Source organism: Chitinimonas sp. JJ19 (assembly GCF_036961565.1).
GTDB lineage: Bacteria > Pseudomonadota > Gammaproteobacteria > Burkholderiales > Chitinimonadaceae > Chitinimonas.
In genome coordinates this window covers 1-25,762 of sequence record NZ_JBAMDD010000017.1, presented here as the reverse complement: position 1 = coordinate 25,762, position 25,762 = coordinate 1, and the positions used below count along the sequence as shown (strand labels likewise).

Below are 25,762 nucleotides of genomic sequence, written 5' to 3'. Positions count from 1 at the left end.
TTTTCCTTCCTTGAATAACAGGTTCAGCAACGCAACATCAAGAATAGAATGGGCCAAATATCTTACCGATTAAGTGGTGAAAACCCTGCAGTATCGGCACCGCTAGTGGCTTTCGCTGCTGCTTCCATGCCTGAGACTATATTGCAAGCTGCATGATATGCAAGCGCATCAGCAATGGCAGCATTAACTGAGTATTGGGAAAGCGGCCTGGATTGAAATTGATTGATGCTAGCCAAAATGCTTGCGCGTTGCTTTGATATGCCTGCTGAAATAACTGTGACAGCGAGGTTATTGAAGTACACTTCGTTATATGTACTCAATAGCCCTGTAGAAACCGTGCTTCCCGCAGCTAATGCTTTTGCTGTCAAAGCATGGGGAACAACAGCTGCTGCGCCAGACAGCAACGTTGACAGTCCTGTCCATCCCATTTGGGTTTGAGATTTTGAGGACACTATTGTTCTGATATAAGCACTGCAGCGTTGATTCGAAGCAGTAATTAGACGTTCTTGTAAGTCATTCCTTCGATATTTATAATTTTCATTTTGGGCCGGCAGGAGAGCCCCTATTTCGGCAGGTTTATCTAGGCCATAATTCTTTAGAAGAAGTCCGAGATCGATTTCTTCGAAGCCTTCTGTCGAAATTGCGCCATCTGCCTCAGTTGAACTCTTCATGATTGAGCCAGCACCGCTGAGAAGATTATCTTCATCTGGCATCGTCAGGTTTCTAATCGATGCGCACCCTGATAAAATCAGCACGGAAATAATTGTGAAGAAAAGCTTTTTTGCTATGTTAATTTTGGCACCCTTGTAAATAGATTTTCATGCTCAAATTTAAAGTACAAGTATGGCGTTCCATATCTTTCTTCAATATTCAATCACCCAAAAATACCCACCCCCGCCGTATTCAAATCCACCGTCATCGCTGTCACCGGCGCCCCCGGTAAACTAAGCGTGCAGTTCTGTTCGCGCTGCCAGATGCTGGCGCTGGCATAGCCGCTGCCGGCGGGGTCAGGGGTTGGGAAGGTCGCCGTGCTGCCGGTGTAGGCGTGGGTGGCGGTGGTGCTGACCTTATAGGCCCAGATGCGCGGTGTGGCGCTCAGTTCCAGTGTCTGCAGCAGGCTAAACAGGTTGGCGGCGATAACGTGTGAGCAGTAGATGCCTACGCTATAGCCTTGCTGGGCCAGTGCCTGGGCCCAGGCTTTGATATAGGCCTGGCTGGCGGTGGTGGGGGTGGAGCCGTCTTCTACGTCGAGATAGACATAGCTGCCCTTTGCAAAGCCGGCCTGCCCGGCCAGTTGCGCGGCATTTGCCCCATCGAGGCTGCCTTGGGCGGCGGTGATGATGTGCGAGCCGGGGCCGGCGGTCTGTTGGCCTAGGTAGACCGGGGCTAGGCCCCAGCCTTGAGCGACAAGGGTGGCGCGGGTGTTCATCCAGCCGGTATCGCTGTGGCTGGGGGCGGGCGCCAGGTAGAAACCGCACCAGGCCAGGTTGGTATTGGCCTTGAGCCAGGCCATCTGGCTGTCGCCGGGGTAGTGCGAGGTGTCGAATCCTGCCTGAAAACCCATTGCCATCCTCCTGCTGTGTTGGTTTCTACTGCCTGCCTATTTCATGATGCTGGACAGCTGGTTAAAGGCGTAGGGCGCAAACAGGGCCGAGCCAACCAGAAAGTACTGGGCCAGGTCACCGATATATTTCAACGACTCCGCCTGGAAGAATGCGGCGTAGAGGGCGAAATAGCCGATGCCGATATACATGGCGGCCATGATGATGAGGCCCACCATGCCGATCAGCCGGCTGGAGCTGGGCACCAAATGGGCGGGTAGCTGGTAGTTGGCGGCGTCGCTGGAGTTGGCAGGCGGTGGGGTGGTTGCCTGGGCAGATGGCAGGGCGCTGGGGTCGAGTTCTTCGCTCATGGCCTCGGCGATGCGCCAGCCCTGGCTGCCGAGGGTACGCCGGATGGCGCCCAGCACGGTCAGCAGTATCAGCGTCACCAGCCCAGTCACGGCGATGAAATAGACGAGCTTGACGGTCTCGGCGTCCATGGTTTCCTCCTGCGGTATCGAATGTAGGGGCACGTTGCACGCGTTGCGAACCACACTTGTTGGCCAGTTCGCTGCGTTACGGCTCTAACAATGTTCTATACGCTGGCGGGGCAAAAAGAAAACCTCAATGCGATTTCCACCACCTGCTGTCGCGAACTTGGCTGTGGGCCAAGGGGGTGAAATCCGCTCTGGCAGGGTGCTTGGTGGCCGTCAGGCACGCTGCAGCACGGTTGCCAATCGCCCCGAAACCACCCAGTTTGCGCCGTCCATCCGGCTTGCCCTACCGGATGGCTGAGCGATGGCGTGAACGTGGGTATGGATTGGGGATAATTCGGCCCTTTTGCACAGGCCCAAAAAGCATCCACTAAGCGTTCTGCCCGCACGTACACAGTTATGCACCGGGTACAGGGGGCTTAAGCCTGTGAAAAGTAAACGTAATCTGGGTTTTCCACAGATTTCGGCTACCTTTATTAATCTTTATCCATCTTTACACACTTACTTAATCAAGCCGCCCTGTGAATAGCCCGCTCCCCCAGTCCGTGCCCGACAAGCTGCCCGATACCCGCAACCTCGGCGTCATGCTGCGCGTGCTGCTCTCGGCCAACCTGTTCGCACTGGGCCTCGCACTGTGGAGCACAGACAGCGTGCCCGATGCGATGCGTGAATTCATCGCACAAGCGGCCTTGTTACAGCCCACGTTGCTGTTTGCACTGGGTAGCCTGGCACTGCTGCGCGATCGCTTGCTGCGTTTGCCCTATGGCATGGGTGTCACCGTCTGCGTGCTGCTGTGTACTGCTGTCGGTATGCTGGTTCGTATAGGCCTCGCCGATTTCTACCCACTGGTCGCGCAGAGCTATCTGCGCACACTGGTTGCCAGCTCGGCACTGACCCTGTTGCTTTTGGGCTACTTCCGCCTACGCAGCCGCGCTATGTCGCCACTGCTCACCGAGGCCAGATTGCAAGCCCTGCAAGCCCGGATACGGCCGCATTTTCTGTTCAACAGCCTGAACGCTGTGCTGAGCCTGATACGCAGCGAGCCGCGCAAGGCAGAAGAGGCATTGGAGGATCTGGCCGATCTGTTCCGCGTCTTCATGGCTGAAAACCGTGATCTGGTGCCACTGGCACGCGAGGTGGCACTGGCCAGCCAGTATTTGCGGATAGAGGGTTTGCGGCTAGGAGGACGGATGCAGCTGGAATGGCACAGCGAGCGCATGCCGGCTGATGCGCTGGTGCCACCGCTGGTGCTGCAACCCTTGCTGGAAAACGCCGTGTATCACGGTATTGAACCTGCCATTGCACCCGGTATCATCAGCATTAATATATTTCGATCGCGAGATGAGTTGCATATTGATATCCGTAACCCCTATTACAAAGAGGGTGGGGATCATCATTCCGGCAACAAGATGGCGATGGGCAACATCCGGGAAAGGCTGCGTTTGCACTTCGATGCTGAAGCTAGCCTGAAAACCACCGTGGGCAACGACTATTATCAAGTGCATGTAACTATGCCTTACCGCACGGCAAAACTATGACTGCTACGCTCCGAGTGTTTCTGGTGGACGACGAACCACCAGCCCTGAACCGGCTGCAGGATATCCTGGCCGACTGCCGTGCCGAGTTTCCGCACGAAGTGGTCGGCACGGCCCAAAACGGCCCGGAAGCCATAGAAAAACTGGTGCAGCAGCCGGCAGACCTGGTGCTGACCGACATCAACATGCCCGGCATGAATGGCCTGGAGCTGGCTCGCCACCTGGGGCGTCTGCACCACAGGCCAGCCGTGATCTTCTGCACAGCCTTCGATGAGTTCGCGGTACAGGCTTTCGAAGTGCATGCCCTCGATTACCTGCTGAAACCCATACGGCAGGAACGGCTGGCCGCTGCGCTGGCCCGTGCGCGTGAATTGCCGCATGCCAGTACCGATGCCCTGGCCTCCTTGGCCACGACGGCAAGGCGGTATTTCAGCGTGGCAGAGCGCGGCAGGGTCAGGCTGGTGCCGGTGGATTCAGTGTTATTCCTGAAGGCCGAGCTGAAGTACGTTACCCTCAAGACCCGTGAAGCCGAGTTTCTGCTGGAAGAATCGCTCACCCAGCTGGAAGCTGAATTTGGCGACCGCTTTTTGCGCATCCATCGCAATTGCCTGATTGCCCGCAACAAGTTGCAAGGTTTTGAGCGTGGCCATGAGGAAGGCGAAGGCCATTGGATGGCCATACTGGATGGCTGTGCCGAAAAATTACCGGTCAGCCGTCGGCAAGCCCATGTGGTGAGGGAATTCCGCCGAGGCGACGCCTGATGCACCTACCCTGATCAGCGTAGTCAAAATAATTTTCTGTTTTCTGCATCCAGTAGGCTCAATGCCTGCATCCAAGTCGGTGTAAACAATGTGGCGGGTCTTTACCGCCTTTCGGCAAATGCTACCAGCCGCTGCAAGGCCGGCTTGTGCATATGCCCACACACCGAGGACACCTTACATGGATGCACAATTCTTCAGCGAACATCTGTGGCTGCTTGCCATGGTTCCCCTGGCTGCCATCGCCTTGCCCGCCGTCCTGGTGTTTGTGGTGCTGCATTTTCGGCAGCAACGCACCCTGCAGATGGTCGAGGCCATCAAGTATCTGAGCGACAGAGGCCAGCCCATACCGCCGGAGTTGCTTGATCCGCCCCGGCAGCAAGAAAAGGAAGGCTCTCCGCTGTTTCAGGCCATCACCCTATTGGGGGTGGGCGTGGGCCTGGCGATCATGTTCTACATGTTGGGCCTGCGCTTTCTGAGCGGCATTGGCGCCTTGGTGTTCTGCATAGGTGCGGCACAATTGCTGGCGCTGTGGATAGAAGGGCGCCAGGGTAACAAGTCGGGCAACGCGGCTGACTGACGGTGGATGGCGCCACCATTACCCAGGCAGAGGCGGAATCTGCGCTGCTGGGCCGGGCAAGCGCGGGCGACAGGCCGGCTTTTGGCGAACTGGTACGGCTGCATCAGGCACGGGTGCGGATGCAGCTGCGCCGATTGACCAAGGGCGATATCGCCTTGGCCGATGACTTGGCTCAGGAGGCCTTTGTGCAGGCCTGGCGGCATATTGCGGGTTTTCGGGGAAGCGCCCGGTTCAGCACCTGGCTATACCGGATTGCCTACCACCAGTTTCTGATGCATCAGCGCAGCCACCCGGTACAGCAGGCCTTGCCCGATACTTGGGACATCGCCGCCAGCGAGGTGGATAATGTCTTGCGGCTGGATATCGAAGAGGCCGTCAGACGGCTGCCGGAGATGGAGCGGATAGCAATAGTCCATTGTTTTCAAATGGATTTAAGCCATGAAGAGGCCGCTGCAGTACTGGGTTTGCCTTTGGGCACCCTGAAATCGCATGTGGCGCGTGGCAAAGCCAGGTTGCGCACATGGCTGGCGGCCTGGCAGGCAGGAGAGCAGATATGACGCCGATCAAACCGGAAATACCGACGGACGAAGCCCTGGATGCCATGCTGCACGCCACGGCAGGGCCGTTTGATCTGGCGGACGATGGCTTCAGCCAGATTGTGATGGCGCAGGTGTATAACTCGCCGCTGCCATCCCTGCCTGCCGCGCAGGCATTGGCCGTGGCCAGGCAGCGGTTGGCCAGGCAGCAGCGTCAATCGCGCTGGTCCTTAGGTGGGGCAGTGGTGGGAACCCTGATGGCCCTGGGCTTGATGCAGCTGTCTGGCGGTGAGAGCCTGGCTAGCTGGCAGGGCTGGGGTATGACAGTGCTGGTGCTGGTGGGCACCAGTGGCTTGCTGGCGGCGGTGATGCTGAAAGGCGAGTGGCGCTGAATGCCACCCGCCCTGATTTGATCGCCTCAGGCCGTGCTGGCGCCAGGTGCGCCGATATGCATGGCAGGGCTGACCTTGTCGCCTTGCTTGGCCAGAAAACCGCGGTACACCCTGGCGGTGGCGGCCGGTTTCTCCAGCATGGGGACATGACCACAGGCCGGGATGATGGCCACCTGGGCGTGGTGTATGCCGGCCTGGAACAGCTTGATGGATGAGATATCCAGCACCCTGTCGTCGTCGCCCCACAGTATCAGGGTGGGGGCCTTGATGGCGGGCAGGCGGTCATCCAGCCAGACACGTTCGGTAAAGATTTCGTGGAAGACCAGGTCCTGGTCGTCCGCTACCGTCATGCGCTGGGCTACCAGATAGTCGCGCAGAAAGCCCGGTATCCAGGGTTGCTTGTGGTAAACCAGCTTGATGATGCGGTCGAAATCGCTGGGTTCACGCACCAGCAGCCAGTTCTCGCCCGCCAGTGCGGCATCGTAGAAGGGGCTGCGCTTGGGCATATCCACCCCGGCGGCATTGAATAGCCCCAGGCTGGCCACGCGCTCGGGATAGGCGGCAGCAAAACCGGCAGCGATATAGCCGCCCATGGAATTGCCGACCAGATGCACCTGCTCCAGGTGCAGCATGTCGACAAAATCCTTGAGCCGGGCAATCTGCCGTTCCAGCGAATAGGATTGGCCCGGCAAATAGCCGGTCTGGCCAAAACCAGGCAGATCGGGCACCAGCACGCGGTAGTCGCCGCGCACATGTGGGGTAAAGCGCACCCAGTTGTCGCCATCGCCCCCAAAACCATGCAAGAGCAGCATGGGTGGCGCATCGCGCCGGCCGGATTCGTGGTAGACCAGCTCGAAGCCATCGACCCCTATGCTGTGCCGCACATAACCGGCACGGCGGCGCATCAGCGCCAGGGTGGCGGTAGCCCACCGGGTCCAGGTCAGGCCTATGCCCACCAGTACCAAGCCTGCAACGCCTACAACCTGCCACCAGCTCATGGCAGCTCCCCCGGGTTGATCGGGGTATAGAGATAGACTATCAATCCAAGCCTCTGATTTATAAGAATCTTATTGGCCCCCTGGTGGCCAGCCGAGAGCTTACCAAAAACCGCGACAGCACTACGGCGTAAATGCTGACGCTCGCCACCTGCCCCCATTACATGGTTTATGCTGCGCGTTTTGCCACCTTGCCTGCAGCTTGTTTGCCATGACCATCAATATGAAAAGAGACACCTTTACCGCCAGCGATGGCGCTACCCTGGCGCGCTACCACTGGGCTGGGCGCGAGCCTCGCATCATCATGGTGATCTCGCACGGCATGGCCGAGCATGCTGCGCGCTACGATGCCTTTGCCGAATTCCTGAACGAGCACGATTGCGATGTCTGGGCGCTGGACCATCGTGGCCATGGTGGCAGTGTACAAAACGGCAAACGCGGGCATTTTGCCGATCAAGACGGGTTTCGCCGGGTGGTGGCCGACCTGATGGAGCTGATCGCCTACGCCCGCCAGCAACATCCCGGTCTGCCGGTGGTGCTGTTGGGCCACAGCATGGGCTCCTTTATCGCTCGTTCTTTGCTGCTGACCCGGCCGGGCCTGATAGATGGCCTGATACTCTCGGCCACCGGTTTCAGGCAGGCGCCGCTGGCGCGCTGGATGGGCCGGATCGCCCGCTGGAAAGGCCGCCAAGGCATGGATCAGCCCTCGGCCTTCATGGGCAAGCTGGTATTTGGCACGTTCAACCTGCGCTTTCGGCCGGCACGCACGCCGTTCGACTGGCTGAGCCGCGACCCAGCCGTGGTGGATGCCTATATTGCCGACCCCATGTGTGGTTTTGATTGCAGTCCCAGGCTGTGGTCTGATCTGTTCGCCGCCATTGTCGATATGGAAAACCGGGAAGCCGGCGGCTCAACCCTGCCGGCCAAGATGTCGGTGATGCTGATGGCGGGCACCCACGATCCGGTCAGCATGGGCGGGCGCGGTTGCCGCCAGTTGTCCGAGCGCTACCTGCGCATCGGCCTGCGCGATGTAGTGGTGAACCTGTTCGACAAGGGCCGTCACGAGCTGCTGAACGAGACCAACAAGGAAGCGGTCTGGCATGGCATACGGGTATGGCTGAACCGGCGCTTTTCTCCGGCGGGGCAGGAATGAAGGATTGGCACTTTGCCAGCCTGGAAGGCGTGCCGCTGGCGCAGCTCTACCAGGCGTTTGCGGCGGCGTTTGCCGACTACCTGTTGCCCATGCAGCTGGACGAGGCAGGCCTGCACACCATGCTGCAACGGCGCGGCTATGTACCGGGCCTGTCGGGTGGGGTGTTTGCCGGTGAGCGCTTGATCGGTTTTCACTTTATCTGCCAGGGCGACTGGCAAGGCCGGCGCACGGCATACGATACCGCCAGCGGTGTGCTGCCCGAAGCGCGTGGCCAAAGGTTGAGCCAGCAGCTGTTTGCCTGGCTGGTGCCACGTTGGCGTGAGCAGGGGGTGCAACAGGCTTTGCTGGAAGTGCTGGCAGAGAACACGGCCGCCCGGCGCAGCTACGCAGCCACGGGCTTTGCCCTGAGCCGGCAGTTTGACTGCCTGCAGCTGCAGGCCCGACCCCCGCTGGCCCTGCCCGAGGCAATGACCGTGGTGGTGGATGCCAGCAATGAGTGGCCTGCAGCCAGCCTGGACTGGTTAACGGCACAGCCCGCCTGGCAGAACAGTGTGCGGGCGCTGGCCGCCAGCCCGCAGCGGTTTGAGCGGGTGGGCCTGTACCGCCAGGGCGAACTGCAAGCGCTGGCGCTGCTCAATCCCCTCAGCGGCGAGCTGCCGCTGTTCGCCGTCCACCCCAGCTATCGCTGCCAGGGATTGGGGCAGGCACTGATTGCCAGCGCGGCGGCTCGTAGCGATAAACCGTTGTATTTCAACAACCTGGATGCCGATGGCCCATCGGTGCAGTTGCTGCGCAAGCTGGGCGCTACTTCGGTCGCCCAGCAGCATGAGATGCGCTGGGATCTGGCCTAGCCTTGCCGCTTGAACAGCGCCAGTGCCAGGGCGCGCTGGGTGGCGTGGTCGACCACCGGTTCCGGGTAGTCCTGCCCCAGCCGTATGCCTGCCCCGGCCAATACCAGGGGCTTGGCTTGCCAGGGTGCGTGCAGGGCGTCGGTGGGTAGCCGGGCCAGCTCGGGCACATAGCGGCGGATAAATTTACCTTCGGGGTCGAAGCGCTCTGACTGGCTGACCGGGTTGAAGATGCGGAAATAGGGTTGGGCATCGCAGCCGGTGCTGGCGGCCCATTGCCAGCCGCCGTTATTGGCGGCCAAGTCGAAATCAATCAACTTCTCGGCAAAATAGCGCTCGCCCCAACGCCAGTCGATCAGCAGATCCTTGACCAGAAAACTGGCGGCCACCATGCGCAAGCGGTTGTGCATAAAGCCGGTCTGGTTGAGCTGGCGCATGGCGGCATCGACGATGGGGTAGCCGGTGCGGCCCTCGCACCAGGCGGCGTATAGCGCAGGGTCGTTGGGGAAGGGCAGCTGATCGTATTCGGGCTTGAAGGCGTGGCTCACTACGTCGGGGCGGTGCCACAGTATCTGCTGGTAGAAATCGCGCCAGATCAGTTCGTTCAGCCAGCACAGGCTGCCGGCGGTACCGCGTTGCCAGGCGTGGCTGGCCAGTCGCCGCACTGATACCGTGCCAAAGCGCAGGTGGACTGACAGATACGACACTCCCTTGATGCCGGGGTAGTCGCGCGCCACCTTGTAGTTGTCGATACGGTCGTGGAAATCCTCGAACAACTGTGAGGCGCCTGCTGCGCCGGTCTTGATACCTATCTGCTGCAGATTGCTGCGCTCGAATCCCAGTTGCGACAATGCCGGCAGCGGCTCGGCCGGGCAGCGGCGTAGCGACGGCAGGTAGCGGGCGACCGGGTAGGACTGCAGGTAGAAGGGATCCAGCTTTTTCAGCCAGGCATTCTTGTAGGGGGTGAACACGGTGAAGAACCGGCCCGCCTGGGTCAGCACCTCGTCACGCTCAAAGATCACCTGGTCCTTGCTGCTGTGAAAATCTATGCCGTCCGCCGCCAGGGCGACGGCCACCTTCGCATCGCGCGCCAGGGCGGCGGGTTCGTAATCGGCATTGGTGTAGACGGCCTGGGCACCCAGCTCCCGTGCCAGCCTGGGGATTTCCTCCTCGGCCACGGCATGGCGCACCAGTACATCGCTGCCCAGCGCCTGCAGCTCGGCCTTGAGGGCGGCCAGGGTTTCCCAGATGAATTCCACCCGGCGATCCTGCCTGGGCAAGGTATCCAGGATGGCGCGATCGAACACGAATACCGGCTGCACCTGCTCGGCGGCCTTGAGTGCGTGGTATAGCGCGGCCTGGTCATCCAGCCGCAGATCGCGGCGCAGCCAGAGCAGGGCAGTGGTGTAAGGCTTCATGTATTTTGTCCATGTTATGTCTTATGCAATTGTAGGGAGAATACGGCCGGCTTGCAGCGGTGTCTTGCCGTTATTTCACGTGAAACATGGCCCGCAGTGCGCAGGCTGGGGGTGCAGCGGCCACGCTGCCCAATGCGCAGGGGCGGGATTTCGAGCATGGGCTGTTTGCCGCACAGGCAAGTGTGGTGCGGGTATGCGATAATTCGCCGCATGGAAGCCATGAATCTGAGCCGCCAATTTCTTATCGCCATGCCTGCCATGGCCGACCCCATCTTCGCCAAGTCGTTGGTGTTCGTCTGCGACCATAACGACCAGGGCGCCATGGGTGTCATCGTCAATCGCCCCCTGGGCATGAATATGCGCACCCTGTTCCAGCAGGTAGACATCGAGCTGCGCCGCGAAGACGTGGCCGAGCAGGAAGTCTATTTCGGCGGGCCCGTCCAGACCGACCGGGGCTTTGTGCTGCACCAGCCGCTGGGCAACTGGCAATCCACCCTGGCGGTGGAGGATGAACTGGGCCTGACCACCTCCAAGGACGTGCTGCTGGCCATGGGCGAGGGGGGGGGGCCGGATCGCATGTTCATCTCGCTGGGCTATGCCGGCTGGGAAGCCGGCCAGTTGGAGAGCGAACTGGGCCAGAATGCCTGGCTGACAGTCGACGCCGATATCGAGGTGATCTTCGGCCTGCCGTCTGAGCAACGCTATGAGGCGGCCCTGGGTCTGCTGGGCATAGACATGGCCATGCTGTCCGACACGGCCGGCCACGCCTGAGCCCATGGCCGGCTACGTACTCGCTTTCGATTTTGGCGAAGTCCGCATCGGCGTCGCCGGCGGCAGTACCGAGCTGTGCCTGGCATCGCCGCTGACCACCATCACCGGTGCCAGCAATGACGACAAGTTTGCCGCCATCGCCAAGCTGATCGCCGAATGGCAGCCCAGCCAGCTGGTGGTGGGCCTGCCCAGCCATCTTGATGGCACTGAACACGAGATGAGCCGGCTGGCACGCACTTTCGCCAACCGACTGCATGGCCGCTTCAACCTGCCGGTGGCACTGGTGGACGAGCGCCTGACCTCGGTCGAGGCTGAGGAGCTGCTGAGCGAGGCCCAGACCTTTGGCAAGAAGCGCAAAGCCGCGCTGGACCAGGTGGCAGCCATGCGCATCCTGCAGGTGTGGTTTGATCAGCAGGGGGCCTGAATGGATGTGTTGATACGTCCCTATGTGATGGACGATGCGGCGGCCATGGGCCAGTTGCTGACGGCCCTGGACTACGCCCCGGCCGATGCCGCCACCATGCAGCGCCGGCTGGCACGCTTGGCGCAGGGCTTGCCGCATGCGGTGTTCGTGGCGGACTGGCAAGGCCGGGTGGTGGGATGGGTGCATGTGGCCCAGGTGTGCCAGACCGCCAGCGATGGCTATGCCGAGGTCTATGTGCTGACGGTAGACCCGGCGTGCCAGGGCAAGGGCGTGGGACGAAAGCTGCTGGCGCAGGTCGAACACTGGGTAGTGGCACAGCTGGGCGGCGGCCGCATCAGGCTGGGTTCCGGCGTCCACCGTACCGAGGCCCACAAGTTCTACGAGCATCTCGACTATTCCAAGCGGCGCAGTTTCGTATTCGAGAAACACAGTGCAGCGACCGTCATCTGAAAGGCATCGACCGATGTATAACCCCCAACTCAACAGCCACGGCGAGCTGATACACCTGCTCAGCACCGAATCGCTGCCAGCGCGCATCCTGCACCAGATACTGGACCGTGCTGCCGGCTATGTGGCAGCGGGCGATGCCGGCGAGAAAAAGCACAGCGACCTGGCCGGCAAGAGCGTGTTCAACCTGTTCTTCGAGAACTCCACGCGTACCCGTACCACCTTCGAGATCGCCCAGAAGCGACTCAGCGCCGATGTGCACAGCCTCAATATCCAGGCCAGCTCCACGGCCAAGGGCGAGACCCTGCTCGATACCATCCACAATCTCGAAGCCATGGGCGCCGATATGTTCGTGGTGCGGCACGCCGAATCGGGTGCGCCCTTCCTGATCGCCAAGCACGTGCGGCCGGGCGTGGCCGTGGTGAATGCCGGTGACGGCCGCCATGCCCACCCCACCCAGGCCCTGCTGGACATGTACACCATCCGCCATTTCAAGGGCGACTTCCGCAACCTTACCGTGGCCATCGTCGGCGATATCCTGCATTCGCGGGTGGCCCGCTCGCAGATCCATGCGCTGACCACCCTGGGCTGCCCCGAGGTCAGGGTGATCGGCCCGAAGACCCTGCTGCCGCGAGATGTGGAGCAGCTGGGCGTGCGGGTGTTCCACGACCTGAAGGAAGGCCTCAAGGGCGTGGATGTGGTGATTGCCCTGCGCTTGCAGAACGAGCGCATGAACGGCGCCCTGCTGCCCTCGGCCAATGAGTTCAACCAGTTCTACGGCCTCAGCCGCGAGAAGCTGGCACTGGCCCAGCCCGATGCCATCGTGATGCATCCTGGCCCCATGAACCGTGGCGTGGAGATTGATTCCGCCGTGGCGGATGGCAAGCAGAGCGTCATCCTGGATCAAGTCACTTTCGGTATCGCGGTACGCATGGCCGTGATGAGCATCTTGTCGGAGGCCCGCGCATGATTACCCTGATACAGAACGGCCGCCTGCTGGACCCGGCCAGCGGCCATGAGACGGTCGCCGACCTCTACCTGGCCGATGGCCGCATCGCCGGCATAGGCGAAGCACCGGCCGGCCATGTGGTCGACCAGACTTTGGATGTGGCAGGGTTGACTGTGATACCGGGCTTGATCGACCTGGCTGCCCGCCTGGGCGAGCCGGGGGGCGAGCACAAGAACAAGCTGCAGAGCGAGCTGCGTGCCGCCGTGGCCGGTGGGGTCACCACGCTGTGCGCCATGCCCGATACCCATCCGGCGCTGGATGAGCCCGGCCTGGTGCAGATGCTGCGTCAGCGGGCCGATGGCCTGGGCCTGGCCAAGGTGCTGCCGCTGGGCGCGCTGACCCGGGGCCTGGACGGCACGGAGCTGACCGAGTTTGCCAAGCTGCGCGATGCCGGCTGCGTTTCATTCAGCCAGGCCGATGCGCCCCTGGCCGATACCCGCGTGCTCTACCGTGCCATGCAGTATGCCGCCACCTATGGCATCACCCTGCGCCTGCGGCCGCAGGATGTGCGGCTGGCGTCCGGCGGGGTGGCCCATGATGGCCAGGTCGCTACCCGGCTGGGCCTGCCGGCCATTCCTTCGGTGGCCGAGACGGTCGCCATTTCCACCATCGTGATCCTGATGAAGGACAGCGGCGCCAGCGTGCACCTGGAGCGGGTGTCCACCCGCGAAGGCCTGGAGATGATCGCCGCCGCCCGTAACTATGGCCTCAAGCTGACGGCCGATGTCAGCATCAACCATGTGCATCTGGCCGATATCGATATCGGTTACTTCGACAGCAATATGCGTTTGAGTCCGCCCCTGCGCGGGGTGACCGACCGCGATGCCATCCAGCATGCCCTGCTGGACGGCACCATCAGCGCCATCTGCTCTGACCACAGCCCGGTGGGTAACGACGACAAGCTGCTGCCGTTTGGCGAGGCCAAGCCCGGTGCCAGCGGGCTGGAGCTGCTGTTGCCGCTGGTGCTGGCCTGGGCCGAGCAAAAGCGGGTGCCGTTGGCGCAGGCGCTGGCCCGCATCACCAGTGGCCCGGCCGAATTGCTGGGCCTGGAGTCTGGCCGTATTGCCGTGGGCGCGCCGGCTGACCTGTGCCTGTATGATCCGCATGCAACATGGCGTGTCATGCCGGAAACGCTGCTCAGCAGTGGCAAGCACACACCGTTTGTCGGGATGGAGATGCGTGGTAGAGTCCGCCATACCCTGGTCGGTGGCCGACTGGCCTATACCGAACCGGGCGCAGCGTGAAACGCACGCCAAGCTTCCAACAGGGTCCATGGACCCCGACCCAAGCACGACCAGAACCCCTGAATCAGTGAGGAACACGCCATGTCCGATATCGATGCAAACTTCAAGCAAGCCGCCGAAGACGTCACCAAGCTCTCCGAAGCCCCTGACAATTCGGTCAAGCTCAAGCTGTACGCCCTGTTCAAGCAAGCCAGCGAAGGCGATGTGAAGGGCGACAAGCCTTCCATGTTCGACTTTGTCGGCGCGGCCAAGTACAACGCCTGGGCTGAACTGGCCGGCACCGAGCAAGACGCTGCCAAGCAAAAGTACATCGACCTGGTCGAAGCACTGAAGGCCAAGGAATAAGCATCCCTTGGTGCTGTCGCAACAAGGCCGCCCACAGGGCGGCCTTGTTGTTTCTGGAAGTCCCCTACTGGCCATGCCGGTCCATCAAGGCGGGAACGCATCCGGATTATTGCTGGGGTAGGCCAGGAATAGCCGCTTGAGCTCACCCGATTGCTTGAGCTTGGCCAGCTCGGTATCAAAGCGGGCCTTGAGCTGCGCGCCCCGGGGCTTACCCACAAAGCCGAAGTACAGGGGCTTGGTCAGCACCGCCGGCTTGATCACGATACCGGCCTGACTGGGTAGCTTGGCCAGCAGCGGCTTCATCTCGGCCTCGTAGTCGAGCACCACATCCAGCCGGTTGGCGGCCAGCATCTCCAGCATGGAGGACAGCGAAATCTTCTCCTGGTAGTCCATGCGTACATCCGGCGCGTATTCGGTAAAGGCATAGCCTATCTGCGCGCCCACCCGCATGCCGGTCAGCGAGGTCTTGCCCTGCCAGGCAGGAAACCGGCTGCCCTGTACGGCGGCATCCACGACATCCATATCGGTCATCTGGGCAGACAGCAGTATCTTGTTGGCTTGTAGGTTGTTGGTGCTGGGCAGGATGTCGGCCGAACCGGCATCCAGCATCATGCGAGCCCTTTCATACGGTACGAAGCGGATCTTCAGCTGGTAGGCCGGTGCCGGGTAGATCTTGCGCAACAGATCCAGGTAGTAGCCCTTGCCACTGGATTCGGCGTAGCCCAGGTACTCTGCGGTGGCAATGTGCAGCGTCTCGGCCGCCTGGGCTGTCAGGCCGGACAGCATGAGCAGCAGGGGGGCAAGGCGCATGAGGTAGACTCCGGTTGGTGATGGCCCTACCGGCATAGCAGGTTTGTCTATCCGCTGCTGTCTATAGTCAGGCTGGCCGGGTAAAGCCGTTTTTAGCTACCCTCATTTGTCCAGGCCCCCTGCATCGTGCCATCATCCGCCCGCCCGAATCCTCTTAGCCGTAAGCACCATGACTGATATCCCAGACCTGCCACTCGATGAACCCGAAGACGAACTGCCCGAGCCAGTCGCTGCGGAGCCCGGCAGCAATGATCTGCCGCCACCACCTAGCCTGACCGACTTTGCCGGCGCCGACAGTGTGCCGCTGGGGCGCTATGCCGAGCGGGCCTACCTGGAATATGCCGTCTCGGTGGTAAAGGGACGTGCCCTGCCAGATGTCTGTGACGGGCAGAAGCCGGTGCAGCGCCGCATCCTCTATGCCATGCACGAGATGGGCCTGGGCGCTACGGCCAAGCCGGTGAAATCGGCCCGCGTGGTGGGTGAGGTGCTGGGTAAGTACCATCCGCACGGCGATACCTCGGCCTATGACGCCATGGTGCGGCTGGCGCAGAACTTCTCTCTGCGCTACCCGCTGGTGGACGGCCAGGGTAACTTCGGCTCGCGCGATGGCGACGGTGCTGCGGCCATGCGCTACACCGAAGCGCGTTTGACCAAGATCGCCGAGCTGCTGCTGTCCGAAATCGATATGGGTACTGCCGACTTCGTACCCAACTACGACGGTGCGTTCGAGGAGCCCAAGCTGCTGCCGGCCCGCCTGCCCATGTTGCTGCTGAACGGCGCATCGGGCATCGCGGTGGGCATGGCTACCGAAATGCCGCCGCACAATCTGCGCGAGGTGGCCGATGCGGCGGTGGCGCTGATACAGCGGCCGCAGATCAGCCTGGACGAGCTGCTGGACCATATCCAGGGCCCGGATTTTCCTGGTGGCGGCCAGATCATCTCCAGCCGCGAGCAGATACGCACGGCCTATGAGGGCGGCCGTGGCAGCCTGGCGGTGCGGGCACGCTGGAAGATAGAGGAACTGGCACGCGGCCAGTGGCAGCTGGTCGTGACCGAGCTGCCGCCCAATACCTCGTCGCAGCGGGTGCTGGAAGAGATAGAGGACCTGACCAACCCCAAGATCAAGAAGGGTAAGAAGGCGCTGACCCAGGAGCAGGTGCAGCTCAAGCAATTGCTGCTGAGCCAGCTCGATACCGTGCGCGATGAATCGGGCAAGGACGTGGCGGTGCGGCTGGTGTTCGAGCCCAAGTCGCGGACCCAGAGCCCGGATGAGTTTGCCAACATGCTGCTGACCCACACCAGCCTGGAGGGCAGCTCGTCCATCAACCTGGTGGCCATAGGCATTGATGGCCGGCCGCAGCAGAAATCGCTGAAGCAGCTGCTGGCGGAGTGGGTGCAGTACCGCTTTGCCACCGTGCGCCGCCGCACCGCGCACCGCTTGGGCCAGGTGGATGACCGCATCCATATCCTGGAAGGCCGCATGGTGGTCTACCTCAATATCGACGAGGTGATACGCATCATCCGCGAGAGCGATGAACCCAAGTCGGCCCTGATGCAGGCCTTCCAGCTCAGCGAGCGGCAGGCCGACGATATCCTGGAAATCCGCCTGCGCCAGCTGGCCCGGCTTGAAGGTATCAAGATCGAGCAGGAGCTGGCCAAGCTGCGTGACGAGAAGGCTGGCCTGGAGCATCTGCTGGGCAATGAAGCGGCCATGCAGAAGCTGATCGTCAAGGAGATACGCGATGACGCCAAGGCTTTTGGCGACGACCGCCGTACCTTGATCGAAGCCACCGAAAAGGCCAGCATCACCGTGGCCGTGGTGGATGAGCCCTTGACGGTCATCATCTCGCAAAAGGGTTGGATACGCAGCCGCAACGGCCATGGCATCGAGACCCAGAACCTGACCTTCAAGGAAGGCGACAGCCTGCTGGCGGCACTGGAGTGCCGCTCGGTTGATACCGTGGCGCTGTTTGGCTCGGATGGCCGGGTCTACAACCTGCTGGCGGGCAATCTGCCGGGCGGGCGCGGTGACGGGGTGCCGGTGGCCTCGGTGATCGACCTGGCCGCCAAGAGCCGTATCGTGCAGTTGCTGACGGCGCGGCCGGAGCAGGCCTTGCTGATTGCAGGTGCCAACGGCTATGCCTTCCACTGCGAGTTCAAGGATCTGCTGACCCGGCAGAAGGCCGGCAAGGCCTTCCTGTCGCTGGATGAAGGGGAAGAGCTGCTGAAGATCGCCACCTTCAGCCCGGCCGAGGGCAACCTGGTCTGCTGCCTGTCGGCATCGACTCGCCTGCATGCCTTCCCCCTGGCTGAGCTGAAGGCGCTGTCGGGCGGCGGGCGCGGCATGATTGCCATGGCGCTGGACGAGGGCGACAGCCTGGCGGCCATCACCATCAGCGATGGCAAGAGCCTGACGCTGAACGGCACCGGCCGTGGCGGCAAGAGTATGAGCCTGACCTTTGATGCCAACGACCTGGCGCCCTATGTGGGCAAGCGGGCCAAGAAGGGCAAGCCCTTGGTGGGTGGGCTGAAGCTGGCTGGGTTCTAGCAGGGGCGGACATTTGCATTTGTGGATGATTAGTAACATACTAATCAGTATGCTAACTAGGAGACCGCCATGCAAATGCCCGCAGCCTTGATTGCCCTTGCCCTGATTACCCCGGTACTGGCCGAAGAAGTGCGCGGCAGCGGCCGCGTGGTGGAGCAGCTACGGCCGGTGACCGACTTCCAGTCCATCCGCAGCGATGGCGTCTGGATACTTGATGTGAAGGTCGGCCCGGCGCCCTCGGTCAAGGTCAAGGCCGACGACAACCTGCAGCCGCTGATCGAGACCGTGGTGCAAAACAAGCAGCTGCATATCCGTTTCAAGGATGGCAAGCAGACCGTGCATCTGAAGGATGACAGCAAGCTGCGCATCGAGGTGACGGTACCCAAGTTGACGGCTTACAGCCATGAAGGTGCTGGCAAGACGATATTCCACGATATCAATAGCGAGCAGTTCAGCCTGGATTACGAAGGGGCTGGCCTGGTTACCGCTACCGGCCGGGTAGGCAAGCTGTCCGTGCAGGCGGCTGGTGCCGGCGCGCTGGACCTGGATGCCCTCAAGGCCCGCGATGTCAGCGTCAGCCTGGAAGGCGTGGGGGCCATCAGCGTCTATGCCAGCGAGTCGCTGACGGCTGCCGTCGATGGCATCGGTTCGCTGACCTACTACGGCAAGCCTGCCAAGGTCAGCAAGACGGTGTCTGGCATAGGCAGCGTCAGCGCGGGCAACTGAGGCCTGTGAAGCACAGGGGGCCGATCGCCGGGGATGTTGCGGCATCGGCAACGGTATGAAACGGGATAAGCTGCCCTGACGCGCAGGCAAGCTTCGCGTGGAGCGGAATTTCTGAGATAATTCAGCCAGTTGCAATACGGCATGGGCGGCCGCCCATGCCGTTGGCTTTTCTGGGTACAGGATGTCTAGCTCCCTACGCATTACCGAAATCTTCTACTCGCTGCAGGGCGAAACCAGCCGCTTGGGCCTGCCCACGGTCTTTGTGCGCCTGACCGGCTGCCCCTTGCGCTGTGGCTACTGCGATAGCGCCTATGCCTTCCATGGCGGCAAGCGCATGAGCCTGGCCGCCATACTGGAAGAAGTGGCGCAGCACGGCACGCCTTATGTCTGCGTCACCGGGGGCGAGCCCTTGGCCCAGGCTGGCTGCCACGCGCTGCTGACGCAGCTGTGCGATGCCGGTTTTTCGGTCAGCCTGGAAACTAGCGGCCACCTGCCGATAGAAACAGTGGACCCGCGCGTGTCGCGCATTGTTGATATCAAGACCCCAGGCTCGGGTGAAGTGGAAAAGAACCTGTGGACCAATCTGCAGCACCTGACCGCACGCGATGAACTCAAGCTGGTGCTGGTGCACCGGCACGACTACGAATGGGCGCGGGATCTGCTGCAGGACAACCAGTTGTCTACGCTGTGCCCGGTGATTTTCAGCCCGGTATGGGAATCGCTGCCGCCCAAGGACCTGGCCGAGTGGGTGCTGGCAGACAAGCTGCCAGTCAGGGTGCAGGTGCAGCTGCACAAGATATTGTGGGGCGACAAGCCGGGGGTATAGCGTGTTGGTCAGCCTGCAGGCGGCACAAGCCGCCGACATGCCGCTGGTACTGGCGATGCTGCACGCGCTGGGCAAGAGCGAAGGGGTGGCCCAGGTGGCCACCACGGCCGAGCAATTACAACTGGCCTGCCTGGGCGACGCACCTGCGGCATACTGCCGCTTGATCATGCGCGGGGAGGCGGTAGCCGGTTTCCTTATCTATTCATGGGAATGGGGCACCTTTACCGGCCAGCGCGAGCTATACATGCAGGCGCTGTATATCGCCCCGGCGCACCGGCGCCAGGGTGTGGCGCGGGCCGCCATGGCGGCCCTGGCCCAGATTGCGCTGGCGGCAGCCTGTACCCGCATGGAATGGCTGGTGGTGCACGACAATGCCATGAGCAATGGTTTTTACGATAGCTGCGGCGCCGTGCGGGCAACGCATATGGCGGTACGCCGCTTGCTGCAACCAGCCTTGGGCCAGCTCGCCAGCGAGGCGGCACACGCCAATTGATAGAGGGGAGCTTCTGGAAGCCCCCATAACTGGATACAACGGGACACACCATGCAGAAAAAAGCCGTCATCCTGCTCTCGGGCGGACTGGACTCCGCCACCGTACTGGCCTTGGCGCAGAACCAGGGCTATGAGTGCTATTGCCTGAGCTTTGACTACGGCCAGCGCCACAATGCCGAACTGGCAGCCGCCCGGCGCGTCGCCCTGGGTCTGGGCGCCAAGGAACACCGTATTGCCACCATAGACCTGGCCGCCTTCGGCGGCTCTGCCCTGACCGACGCCGCCATCGATGTGCCGGTGGATGGGGTGAAGGAGGGCGAGATACCGGTGACCTATGTGCCAGCCCGCAATACCATCATGCTGTCCTTTGCCCTGGGCTGGGCCGAGGTGCTGGGCGCCAATGACATCTTTATCGGCGTCAACGCGGTGGACTACTCCGGCTACCCCGATTGCCGTCCTGAATTCATCTCGGCCTTCGAGATGATGGCCAACCTTGCCACCAAGGTTGGGGTGGAAGGGGCGACACTCAGCATACGCACCCCCCTGATCAAGCTGACCAAGGCCGAGATCATCAAGACCGGCGTGGCCCTGGGCGTGCACTATGCGCTGACCGTCTCCTGCTACAAGGCCGACCTGCAAGGCCGCGCCTGCGGCGCCTGCGATGCCTGCCGCCTGCGCCGTGCCGGCTTCGAGGCGGCCGGTGTGGCCGACCCGACGCCCTATGTCTGATGGCCCTGGGCTGCGACATTGTGCCGCAGCCCGGCAGCCCGCCCAGGCAGCTAAGCTATCCCCTTCACCAAGCCCGAGACCCCCATGAAATACGCCCTGATCACCAGCCTGCTCCTGGCTGCAAGCGCCACCCTGGCAGCCGATATCACCGTCAAGCATGCCTGGGCGCGCGCCACGGTGCCGGGCCAGCCGGTTTCGGGGGCCTTCCTGGAGATCACCGCCGGCAAGGCCGCCGTGTTGACCGGAGCCAGCAGCCCGGCTGCCGCCATGGTGGAAGTGCACGAAATGAAGATGGAAGGCGGCGTGATGAAGATGCGCCAGCTGGACAAACTACCCCTGCCCGCCGGCCAGACCGTGGCACTCAAGCCCGGTAGCTACCACCTGATGTTGATGCAGCTGAAGGCGCCGCTCAAGGTGGGCGAGCAGCTGCCGCTGGTGCTCCACGTGGAACAGGATGGCAAGGCTATCAAGCTCGATACCACGGCAGAAGTGCGCGGCCTGGCTGGGAATTAGTAGGCTCACTGGCTGCGCTGCCGTCTAGCGCCAGGGTTACCCTGGCGCCTGTTCGGCCCGTTCCAACCGGCTATGACTTGCGTGCATGAAAGGCTCTCACTCCCTGGGCACGTACTGCAGCAACCAGTCTATGGCATCGGCTTCCCGGTCGAAGGCGCGGCAGGGGTAGGGCGGCCGGCGATAGGTCAGGTAGAGCTTGGCGGCGATGCGGGCAATGGTGGTGGGCTGCATCAGTGCGACAGCCGTGGTGACGGCCATCACCTCGGGGGTGGCGGCATAGTCCTCTGCTTCGGCAGTAGACGTGACCATGCCCTGGCCTTTGACCAGTACCGGGCGCGGCACGGTGGAGATCGCGACGTGCTGGCGCAAGGCTGACTGTATGGCTTCCAGGTCTATACGGGGATTACGCCCGTAATCCAGCCGCAGGATGCCATCCTCCCCCAGCCAGACGTAGGGGTATGGTGCTTCTTGCATCCCATCATTCAAGGCCAAGCTGTGAGGGAATGCCACCCCGCCTTGGCGGTGGGTGGAATATTCACTGCAAAATGGCAGAAAGCCACGCTAGGCTCCCCGCCAACGCCACCACAGGCGCAGCCCCAAGAGCAGGCCCAGGACGACCGCGTAGATCAGCGGCTGGGTCAGGTCTTTCTTGACCAGCCACCAGTAGTGCAGCACGCCCAGCAAGGCGATGCCATAGACCAGCTTGTGCAAGCGCCCCCAGTTGCGCTTCAGCCGTCGCATCATGGCATCGGTGGACGTAAGCGCCAGTGGTATCAACAGCACGAAAGCGGCAAAACCGACGGTGATAAAGGGCCGTTTGGCGATATCACGGATGATGGCGGCCACATCAAAGAACTGGTCCAGCCACAGATAGGTGGTGAAGTGCAGGCTGGCGTAAACGAAGGCATACAGGCCCAGCATGCGCCGCAGCCTGATCAGCTGGGTGTAACCACTCAGCCGCCGCAACGGGGTGATGGCCAGGGTCAGCAGCAGGAACACCAGTGTCCAGGTGCCAGTGGAGCGGGTAATGAACTCGATGGGGTTGACAGCCTCGCCACTGAGCACGATATAGGCCGCTCTGCCCAGCGGCAGCAGGCAGAGGAGGAAGACCATGGTCTTGATAAGACCGATAGAAAGGGCGCCGGGCAGTGGTTTCATGGCTAGGGTAGACCAGGTTGATGGAAGGCTGGGTATGACTGTGGTGGTGCTGTTAGGCAGCTTGCGCCATGTATCCGGGGCCAGACACCAAGTCTAGCGGCGGCGTGGGCGGGAGGTGTGGGACAAATCAGGGAAGCGCCCAACGTATCCGGCTGCCCCGACCTATAGCGCCAGGGCTTCCCTGGCGCCTGCACAATCCGTCATCAGCTATTGGTGTCCTGAATTCAAAACAGGCTGAGTTCATATCGAGCGTCAGCGAAGCTCCCGCGCGGCGGCGCGGGCGGGGGGTGTGGAATAAATCAGGGAAGCGCCCAACGTATCCGGCTGCCCCGACCTATAGCGCCAGGGTTTCCCTGGCGCCTGCACAATCCGTCTCAGCTATTGATGCCCTGAGTTCACTACAGGCGCTTAGTCGCTTGTAGTGTGCCGTCATGACGGCATAATCGGAGTTTTGTTCCACCAACCCTAAGCCGAGTCTTCGCCATGCAGAGCTGCATTGCCACCGCCAACCGCCTTGTCGTCAAAGTGGGCTCCAGTCTTGTCACCAACGATGGCCGTGGCCTGGACCATGCCGCCCTGGGCCGCTGGGCCGCCGAAATGGCCGCCCTGACCCGCATGGGCAAGCAGGTGGTACTGGTCAGTTCCGGTGCCATTGCCGAGGGCGTGGCCCGGCTGGGCTGGCCCCGTCGCCCCAGCGCCCTGCATGAGCTGCAAGCCGCAGCGGCGGTAGGGCAGATGGGGCTGGTCGAGGCCTACGAGCGCTGTTTCAAGGCGCACGGGCTCAAGACGGCGCAGATATTGCTGACCCATGAAGACCTGGCCGACCGTACCCGCTACCTGAACGCCCGCTCCACCTTGCTGACCTTGCTGGGCCTGGGGGTCATCCCCATCATCAACGAGAACGACACCGTCTCCACCGACGAGATCAAGGTGGGCGACAACGACACCCTGGGGGCGCTGGTCACCAACCTGATCGATGCCGATGCGCTGATCATTCTGACCGACCAGCGTGGTCTGTATAGCGCCGACCCACGCAAGCACCCCGATGCCCGTTTCATCGACGAGTACGAGGCCGGCCAGCCCGAGCTGGAAGCCATGGCCGGCGGCGCCGGCAGCAGCGTGGGCACGGGTGGCATGTACACCAAGATCATTGCAGCCAAGCGTGCGGCCCGCAGCGGTGCCAGCACGGTGATTGCCAGCGGCCGCGAAGACCAGGTGCTGGGTCGCCTGGCCCAAGGCGAGGCCATAGGCACCCAGCTGACGGCCCGCACCACCCGCCTGGCTGCCCGCAAGCAATGGCTTGCCGATCACCTGCAGGTGCGCGGCACCCTGCAGCTTGATGCCGGTGCGGTGCGCGCCGTGGCGCAGCAAGGCACCAGCCTGTTGCCCATAGGCGTGGCCAGCATAGAAGGCGATTTCCTGCGCGGCGAGATGGTGCGCTGCGTCGGCCCCGACGGCAGCGAAATGGCCCGCGGCCTGTGCAACTACGATGCTGCCGATGCCCGCCGCATCGTCCGCCTGCCCACCAGCCAGATCGAGGCGGTGCTGGGCTTTGTCGATGAACCTGAACTGATACACCGCGACAATATGGTGGTGCTGTAGATGCTGGCGGATGCAGCGTTGATACGGCCAGCCAGCCTGGCCGACTGCCGCCGTATCGCCGAGATACAGGTGCAGTCATGGCAGGCCACCTACGCCGGCCTGTTGCCGGCCGAGGCCTTGGCCGCGCTGTCGGTAGACCAACGCGAGGCCCGCTGGCAGACCCTGCTGCCGCAAGGCGATTCCACCACCCTGGTGCTGGAGCAGGCTGGGCAGCTGGTGGGCTGGCTGTCCTATGGCCCCTGCCGCGATGCCGGCGCCGCCGCCAGCGAAGGCGAAGTCTGGGCCATCTATCTGGACCCGGCCTGGGTAGGCCGGGGGCTGGGGCGGCAGCTATGGCAGGCCGGTGTGGCGGGTTTGCGGGCCGCAGGCCATACCCGCATCAGCGTGCGGGTGGCGGTCGGCAATGGTGGTGCGGTGGATTTCTACCGCGCCATGGGCCTGGCGGCCGAGATCGACAGCCTGCAGCCGGATGTGATGGCCGGCCACCCCGTCCAGGTGTTGCGCCTGTCCGGCACCATGAATGCCGCGCCGCCCGATGCGGCCGCCGAGATTGCCGCCATCCTGGGATTCTGGTTTGCTGATGCCGATGCCCCCCGACCGGCCTGGTTCCAGCGCGACGCCGCTTTCGACGGCGCCATCATCGAGCGCTTCGGTGCGCTGATCACGGCCGCCCAGGCCGGCGGCCTGCAACGCTGGCGGGCCAGCCCACAGGGGCTGCTGGCCTATCTGCTACTGCTGGACCAGTTCTGCCGCAATGCCTTCCGCCAGCAGCCACGCGCCTTCCTGGCCGACCCGCTGGCACTGGCGGCAGCGCAACAGGCGGTAGCCCAGGGCCTGGACCAGCAGCTCAGCCCCCTGCAGCGGATATTCGTCTACCTGCCCTTCGAGCATGCCGAACCCCTGGCCATGCAGGACCAGGCCGTTGCCCTGTTCGGGGCACTGGCGGCCGGCCAGCCCTCGCTGTCGCCCTACCTGGACTACGCCCACCGCCACCGCGAGGTGATCCAGCGCTTTGGCCGCTTCCCCCACCGCAACAGCGTGCTGGGACGGCCATCGAGCGAGGCGGAGATCGCCTATCTGGCGGAGCCGGGTAGCGGTTTCTGATCATCGCACCAGGGTTTCCCGAACAAGGCGTAGTTGCTAGGCCAGCAATGCCTGATCTTCGTCAGCCCAAGGCGACCGCACGTCGCGCCACTCCCTGGACCCATTACCGCAGGGGTGGTGAAAGGCGCCCGCGAGTAGCTACAGTAGCTATTCATTTATCTATTCACTGGCTTATTCATGGTCATGGCTCGCCAATCCGACGCTGTCCGCCAGTTGCTCGCTCGAGGCCCGCTGACGTCGCGGCAACTTGTTGAAAATACAGGGAGTAGCCAGCCTACGGTGTCGCGTGCGCTGGCCAGGCTGGGTGATGAAGTGGTGCGAATCGGGGCTGGTCCGGCTATTCGTTATGCCCTGCGGGATACGACGCGTGGTTTTGCCTCAGCCCCGATTTTCAGCGTTAACGAGCAGGGCCTGACTCGGGAGCTGGGTGTGCTCCTACCTGTCCGGCCGGAAGGATTTGTCATGGCCCAGGCCGATGGCGATACACCGGCATGTAGACGAAGCCGCATCCCGCATCGCCCGGTTGGGGTAATGCCTGGCAGACGGCTGACCAGGGTCATACGCGCAGGCATCACTCAGATGCCATGCGAGGTCCCATAGTCTCTGCAAGATCAGCCCTACCCAGGTGGGACGCGGCACTGAGAGGTGCTTGTCCCTTGCGTGCCGAGTCCAGCCTAGCATACCAAGCCTAACGCGGTGAGTAGGGTCGCCGGACGCTATGGCTCAAGCTCGCCTTTAGAGCCTGTTCAAAGTCTTTTCGCCGT

Annotated in this window: 30 protein-coding genes; 22 read left to right on the top strand and 8 right to left on the bottom strand. The window is 62.3% G+C overall.

What is annotated here, in order from left to right; translation table 11 throughout:
* Positions 1–62: 62 nt before the first annotated feature.
* The 3 genes from V7714_RS17575 to V7714_RS17565 all read right to left on the bottom strand — a co-directional run bounded on the left by V7714_RS17575 (position 63) and on the right by V7714_RS17565 (position 2,041).
* A complete protein-coding gene (locus tag V7714_RS17575; RefSeq protein WP_335710879.1) occupies positions 63–713 on the bottom strand; it encodes a hypothetical protein in 651 nt (216 codons plus the stop codon).
* 161 nt (positions 714–874) lie between these two features.
* The gene (locus V7714_RS17570; RefSeq protein ID WP_335710878.1) at positions 875–1,564 is read right to left on the bottom strand and encodes a glycoside hydrolase domain-containing protein; all 690 of its coding nucleotides are present in this window, start codon (positions 1,562–1,564) and stop codon (positions 875–877) included.
* 36 nt (positions 1,565–1,600) lie between these two features.
* The gene (locus V7714_RS17565) at positions 1,601–2,041 is read right to left on the bottom strand and encodes a hypothetical protein (protein ID WP_335710877.1); all 441 of its coding nucleotides are present in this window, start codon (positions 2,039–2,041) and stop codon (positions 1,601–1,603) included.
* A gap of 515 nt (positions 2,042–2,556) precedes the next feature.
* Here V7714_RS17565 and V7714_RS17560 point away from each other — a divergent pair.
* From V7714_RS17560 to V7714_RS17540, 5 genes are all read left to right on the top strand, one after another.
* On the top strand, positions 2,557–3,573 hold the full coding sequence (locus V7714_RS17560) for a sensor histidine kinase (protein ID WP_335710876.1): 1,017 nt from the start codon (positions 2,557–2,559) through the stop codon (positions 3,571–3,573).
* Positions 3,570–4,331 carry a LytR/AlgR family response regulator transcription factor gene (locus tag V7714_RS17555; RefSeq protein ID WP_284195495.1) on the top strand — a complete coding sequence of 254 codons (762 nt, stop codon included), beginning with the start codon at positions 3,570–3,572 and terminating at the stop codon, positions 4,329–4,331. The genes V7714_RS17560 and V7714_RS17555 overlap by 4 nt, the downstream gene beginning before the upstream one ends.
* Before the next feature lie 178 nt (positions 4,332–4,509).
* Positions 4,510–4,908 (top strand): DUF6249 domain-containing protein, encoded by a 399-nt coding sequence (locus tag V7714_RS17550; RefSeq protein ID WP_335710875.1) that lies wholly within the window; start codon positions 4,510–4,512, stop codon positions 4,906–4,908.
* A gap of 2 nt (positions 4,909–4,910) precedes the next feature.
* Complete coding sequence (locus V7714_RS17545; RefSeq protein ID WP_335710874.1) at positions 4,911–5,465, top strand: RNA polymerase sigma factor; 555 nt, start codon at positions 4,911–4,913, stop codon at positions 5,463–5,465.
* On the top strand, positions 5,462–5,836 hold the full coding sequence (locus V7714_RS17540) for a hypothetical protein (RefSeq protein WP_335710873.1): 375 nt from the start codon (positions 5,462–5,464) through the stop codon (positions 5,834–5,836). The genes V7714_RS17545 and V7714_RS17540 overlap by 4 nt, the downstream gene beginning before the upstream one ends.
* 26 nt (positions 5,837–5,862) lie before the next feature.
* Here the strand turns inward: V7714_RS17540 and V7714_RS17535 are convergent, their stop codons facing one another.
* Positions 5,863–6,834 carry an alpha/beta fold hydrolase gene (locus tag V7714_RS17535; protein WP_335710872.1) on the bottom strand — a complete coding sequence of 324 codons (972 nt, stop codon included), beginning with the start codon at positions 6,832–6,834 and terminating at the stop codon, positions 5,863–5,865.
* Positions 6,835–7,054: 220 nt separating this feature from the next.
* Between V7714_RS17535 and V7714_RS17530 the strand changes: the two genes are divergently transcribed.
* Both V7714_RS17530 and V7714_RS17525 read left to right on the top strand, forming a co-directional pair.
* The gene (locus V7714_RS17530; RefSeq protein WP_335710871.1) at positions 7,055–7,984 is read left to right on the top strand and encodes an alpha/beta hydrolase; all 930 of its coding nucleotides are present in this window, start codon (positions 7,055–7,057) and stop codon (positions 7,982–7,984) included.
* Positions 7,981–8,835 (top strand): GNAT family N-acetyltransferase, encoded by an 855-nt coding sequence (locus tag V7714_RS17525; RefSeq protein ID WP_335710870.1) that lies wholly within the window; start codon positions 7,981–7,983, stop codon positions 8,833–8,835. The genes V7714_RS17530 and V7714_RS17525 overlap by 4 nt, the downstream gene beginning before the upstream one ends.
* On the opposite strand, the gene V7714_RS17520 is transcribed toward V7714_RS17525, so the two are convergent.
* Positions 8,832–10,250 (bottom strand): cryptochrome/photolyase family protein, encoded by a 1,419-nt coding sequence (locus V7714_RS17520; protein ID WP_335710869.1) that lies wholly within the window; start codon positions 10,248–10,250, stop codon positions 8,832–8,834. The genes V7714_RS17525 and V7714_RS17520 overlap by 4 nt on opposite strands.
* 219 nt (positions 10,251–10,469) lie before the next feature.
* Here V7714_RS17520 and V7714_RS17515 point away from each other — a divergent pair, with 219 nt between their 5' ends.
* From V7714_RS17515 to V7714_RS17490, 6 genes are all read left to right on the top strand, one after another.
* Positions 10,470–11,021 carry a YqgE/AlgH family protein gene (locus V7714_RS17515; protein ID WP_335710868.1) on the top strand — a complete coding sequence of 184 codons (552 nt, stop codon included), beginning with the start codon at positions 10,470–10,472 and terminating at the stop codon, positions 11,019–11,021.
* Positions 11,022–11,025: 4 nt separating this feature from the next.
* Complete coding sequence (gene ruvX / locus V7714_RS17510; RefSeq protein ID WP_335710867.1) at positions 11,026–11,445, top strand: Holliday junction resolvase RuvX; 420 nt, start codon at positions 11,026–11,028, stop codon at positions 11,443–11,445.
* Positions 11,446–11,895, top strand: a complete 450-nt coding sequence (locus V7714_RS17505; RefSeq protein ID WP_335710866.1) for a GNAT family N-acetyltransferase — start codon at positions 11,446–11,448, stop codon at positions 11,893–11,895.
* A gap of 13 nt (positions 11,896–11,908) precedes the next feature.
* Positions 11,909–12,862 (top strand): aspartate carbamoyltransferase catalytic subunit, encoded by a 954-nt coding sequence (locus V7714_RS17500; protein WP_284195484.1) that lies wholly within the window; start codon positions 11,909–11,911, stop codon positions 12,860–12,862.
* Positions 12,859–14,145, top strand: a complete 1,287-nt coding sequence (locus V7714_RS17495; RefSeq protein WP_335710865.1) for a dihydroorotase — start codon at positions 12,859–12,861, stop codon at positions 14,143–14,145. The genes V7714_RS17500 and V7714_RS17495 overlap by 4 nt, the downstream gene beginning before the upstream one ends.
* A gap of 81 nt (positions 14,146–14,226) precedes the next feature.
* Positions 14,227–14,490, top strand: a complete 264-nt coding sequence (locus tag V7714_RS17490; protein ID WP_284195482.1) for an acyl-CoA-binding protein — start codon at positions 14,227–14,229, stop codon at positions 14,488–14,490.
* An 84-nt stretch (positions 14,491–14,574) separates the two neighbouring features.
* Here V7714_RS17490 and V7714_RS17485 read toward each other — a convergent pair whose 3' ends face one another.
* On the bottom strand, positions 14,575–15,300 hold the full coding sequence (locus V7714_RS17485; RefSeq protein WP_335710864.1) for a substrate-binding periplasmic protein: 726 nt from the start codon (positions 15,298–15,300) through the stop codon (positions 14,575–14,577).
* Between the two features lie 169 nt (positions 15,301–15,469).
* Here V7714_RS17485 and parC point away from each other — a divergent pair, with 169 nt between their 5' ends.
* The 6 genes from parC to V7714_RS17455 all read left to right on the top strand — a co-directional run bounded on the left by parC (position 15,470) and on the right by V7714_RS17455 (position 21,134).
* Positions 15,470–17,848, top strand: a complete 2,379-nt coding sequence (gene parC, locus V7714_RS17480) for a DNA topoisomerase IV subunit A (RefSeq protein ID WP_335710863.1) — start codon at positions 15,470–15,472, stop codon at positions 17,846–17,848.
* Between the two features lie 69 nt (positions 17,849–17,917).
* On the top strand, positions 17,918–18,574 hold the full coding sequence (locus tag V7714_RS17475; RefSeq protein WP_335710862.1) for a head GIN domain-containing protein: 657 nt from the start codon (positions 17,918–17,920) through the stop codon (positions 18,572–18,574).
* A 181-nt stretch (positions 18,575–18,755) separates the two neighbouring features.
* Positions 18,756–19,400 carry a 7-carboxy-7-deazaguanine synthase QueE gene (gene queE, locus V7714_RS17470; protein WP_335710861.1) on the top strand — a complete coding sequence of 215 codons (645 nt, stop codon included), beginning with the start codon at positions 18,756–18,758 and terminating at the stop codon, positions 19,398–19,400.
* Position 19,401: 1 nt separating this feature from the next.
* Positions 19,402–19,893 carry a GNAT family N-acetyltransferase gene (locus V7714_RS17465; protein WP_335710860.1) on the top strand — a complete coding sequence of 164 codons (492 nt, stop codon included), beginning with the start codon at positions 19,402–19,404 and terminating at the stop codon, positions 19,891–19,893.
* A gap of 50 nt (positions 19,894–19,943) precedes the next feature.
* Entirely contained in the window at positions 19,944–20,621 is a 678-nt protein-coding gene (gene queC / locus V7714_RS17460; protein WP_284195477.1) for a 7-cyano-7-deazaguanine synthase QueC, read from the top strand.
* 84 nt (positions 20,622–20,705) lie between these two features.
* Positions 20,706–21,134 carry a copper chaperone PCu(A)C gene (locus tag V7714_RS17455; RefSeq protein ID WP_335710859.1) on the top strand — a complete coding sequence of 143 codons (429 nt, stop codon included), beginning with the start codon at positions 20,706–20,708 and terminating at the stop codon, positions 21,132–21,134.
* Positions 21,135–21,230: 96 nt separating this feature from the next.
* Here the strand turns inward: V7714_RS17455 and V7714_RS17450 are convergent, their stop codons facing one another.
* Both V7714_RS17450 and V7714_RS17445 read right to left on the bottom strand, forming a co-directional pair.
* The gene (locus V7714_RS17450; RefSeq protein ID WP_335710858.1) at positions 21,231–21,608 is read right to left on the bottom strand and encodes a DUF7793 family protein; all 378 of its coding nucleotides are present in this window, start codon (positions 21,606–21,608) and stop codon (positions 21,231–21,233) included.
* Between the two features lie 87 nt (positions 21,609–21,695).
* Positions 21,696–22,292, bottom strand: a complete 597-nt coding sequence (locus V7714_RS17445; protein ID WP_335710857.1) for a sulfite oxidase heme-binding subunit YedZ — start codon at positions 22,290–22,292, stop codon at positions 21,696–21,698.
* 483 nt (positions 22,293–22,775) lie between these two features.
* On the opposite strand from V7714_RS17445, the gene proB reads away from it, so the two are divergent.
* The 3 genes from proB to V7714_RS17430 all read left to right on the top strand — a co-directional run bounded on the left by proB (position 22,776) and on the right by V7714_RS17430 (position 25,598).
* The gene (proB, locus tag V7714_RS17440; RefSeq protein ID WP_335710856.1) at positions 22,776–23,894 is read left to right on the top strand and encodes a glutamate 5-kinase; all 1,119 of its coding nucleotides are present in this window, start codon (positions 22,776–22,778) and stop codon (positions 23,892–23,894) included.
* Positions 23,895–24,998: a DUF924 family protein gene (locus tag V7714_RS17435; protein WP_335710855.1), complete on the top strand. Its 1,104-nt coding sequence runs from the start codon at positions 23,895–23,897 to the stop codon at positions 24,996–24,998.
* Positions 24,999–25,175: 177 nt separating this feature from the next.
* Positions 25,176–25,598, top strand: a complete 423-nt coding sequence (locus V7714_RS17430; RefSeq protein WP_335710854.1) for an ArsR family transcriptional regulator — start codon at positions 25,176–25,178, stop codon at positions 25,596–25,598.
* Positions 25,599–25,762 lie beyond the last annotated feature (164 nt).

What these genes read in the sequence shown, in the direction of transcription:
- V7714_RS17575 (WP_335710879.1), bottom strand. Translation starts at nt 713, where the DNA reads ATGCCAGATGAAGATAATCTTCTCAGCGGTGCTGGCTCAATCATGAAG.
- V7714_RS17570 (WP_335710878.1), bottom strand. Translation starts at nt 1,564, where the DNA reads ATGGGTTTTCAGGCAGGATTCGACACCTCGCACTACCCCGGCGACAGC.
- V7714_RS17565 (WP_335710877.1), bottom strand. Translation starts at nt 2,041, where the DNA reads ATGGACGCCGAGACCGTCAAGCTCGTCTATTTCATCGCCGTGACTGGG.
- V7714_RS17555 (WP_284195495.1), top strand. Translation starts at nt 3,570, where the DNA reads ATGACTGCTACGCTCCGAGTGTTTCTGGTGGACGACGAACCACCAGCC.
- V7714_RS17550 (WP_335710875.1), top strand. Translation starts at nt 4,510, where the DNA reads ATGGATGCACAATTCTTCAGCGAACATCTGTGGCTGCTTGCCATGGTT.
- V7714_RS17540 (WP_335710873.1), top strand. Translation starts at nt 5,462, where the DNA reads ATGACGCCGATCAAACCGGAAATACCGACGGACGAAGCCCTGGATGCC.
- V7714_RS17535 (WP_335710872.1), bottom strand. Translation starts at nt 6,834, where the DNA reads ATGAGCTGGTGGCAGGTTGTAGGCGTTGCAGGCTTGGTACTGGTGGGC.
- V7714_RS17530 (WP_335710871.1), top strand. Translation starts at nt 7,055, where the DNA reads ATGAAAAGAGACACCTTTACCGCCAGCGATGGCGCTACCCTGGCGCGC.
- V7714_RS17525 (WP_335710870.1), top strand. Translation starts at nt 7,981, where the DNA reads ATGAAGGATTGGCACTTTGCCAGCCTGGAAGGCGTGCCGCTGGCGCAG.
- V7714_RS17520 (WP_335710869.1), bottom strand. Translation starts at nt 10,250, where the DNA reads ATGAAGCCTTACACCACTGCCCTGCTCTGGCTGCGCCGCGATCTGCGG.
- V7714_RS17515 (WP_335710868.1), top strand. Translation starts at nt 10,470, where the DNA reads ATGAATCTGAGCCGCCAATTTCTTATCGCCATGCCTGCCATGGCCGAC.
- ruvX (WP_335710867.1), top strand. Translation starts at nt 11,026, where the DNA reads ATGGCCGGCTACGTACTCGCTTTCGATTTTGGCGAAGTCCGCATCGGC.
- V7714_RS17505 (WP_335710866.1), top strand. Translation starts at nt 11,446, where the DNA reads ATGGATGTGTTGATACGTCCCTATGTGATGGACGATGCGGCGGCCATG.
- V7714_RS17500 (WP_284195484.1), top strand. Translation starts at nt 11,909, where the DNA reads ATGTATAACCCCCAACTCAACAGCCACGGCGAGCTGATACACCTGCTC.
- V7714_RS17495 (WP_335710865.1), top strand. Translation starts at nt 12,859, where the DNA reads ATGATTACCCTGATACAGAACGGCCGCCTGCTGGACCCGGCCAGCGGC.
- V7714_RS17490 (WP_284195482.1), top strand. Translation starts at nt 14,227, where the DNA reads ATGTCCGATATCGATGCAAACTTCAAGCAAGCCGCCGAAGACGTCACC.
- V7714_RS17485 (WP_335710864.1), bottom strand. Translation starts at nt 15,300, where the DNA reads ATGCGCCTTGCCCCCCTGCTGCTCATGCTGTCCGGCCTGACAGCCCAG.
- parC (WP_335710863.1), top strand. Translation starts at nt 15,470, where the DNA reads ATGACTGATATCCCAGACCTGCCACTCGATGAACCCGAAGACGAACTG.
- V7714_RS17475 (WP_335710862.1), top strand. Translation starts at nt 17,918, where the DNA reads ATGCAAATGCCCGCAGCCTTGATTGCCCTTGCCCTGATTACCCCGGTA.
- queE (WP_335710861.1), top strand. Translation starts at nt 18,756, where the DNA reads ATGTCTAGCTCCCTACGCATTACCGAAATCTTCTACTCGCTGCAGGGC.
- queC (WP_284195477.1), top strand. Translation starts at nt 19,944, where the DNA reads ATGCAGAAAAAAGCCGTCATCCTGCTCTCGGGCGGACTGGACTCCGCC.
- V7714_RS17455 (WP_335710859.1), top strand. Translation starts at nt 20,706, where the DNA reads ATGAAATACGCCCTGATCACCAGCCTGCTCCTGGCTGCAAGCGCCACC.
- V7714_RS17450 (WP_335710858.1), bottom strand. Translation starts at nt 21,608, where the DNA reads ATGCAAGAAGCACCATACCCCTACGTCTGGCTGGGGGAGGATGGCATC.
- V7714_RS17445 (WP_335710857.1), bottom strand. Translation starts at nt 22,292, where the DNA reads ATGAAACCACTGCCCGGCGCCCTTTCTATCGGTCTTATCAAGACCATG.
- proB (WP_335710856.1), top strand. Translation starts at nt 22,776, where the DNA reads ATGCAGAGCTGCATTGCCACCGCCAACCGCCTTGTCGTCAAAGTGGGC.
- V7714_RS17435 (WP_335710855.1), top strand. Translation starts at nt 23,895, where the DNA reads ATGCTGGCGGATGCAGCGTTGATACGGCCAGCCAGCCTGGCCGACTGC.
- V7714_RS17430 (WP_335710854.1), top strand. Translation starts at nt 25,176, where the DNA reads ATGGTCATGGCTCGCCAATCCGACGCTGTCCGCCAGTTGCTCGCTCGA.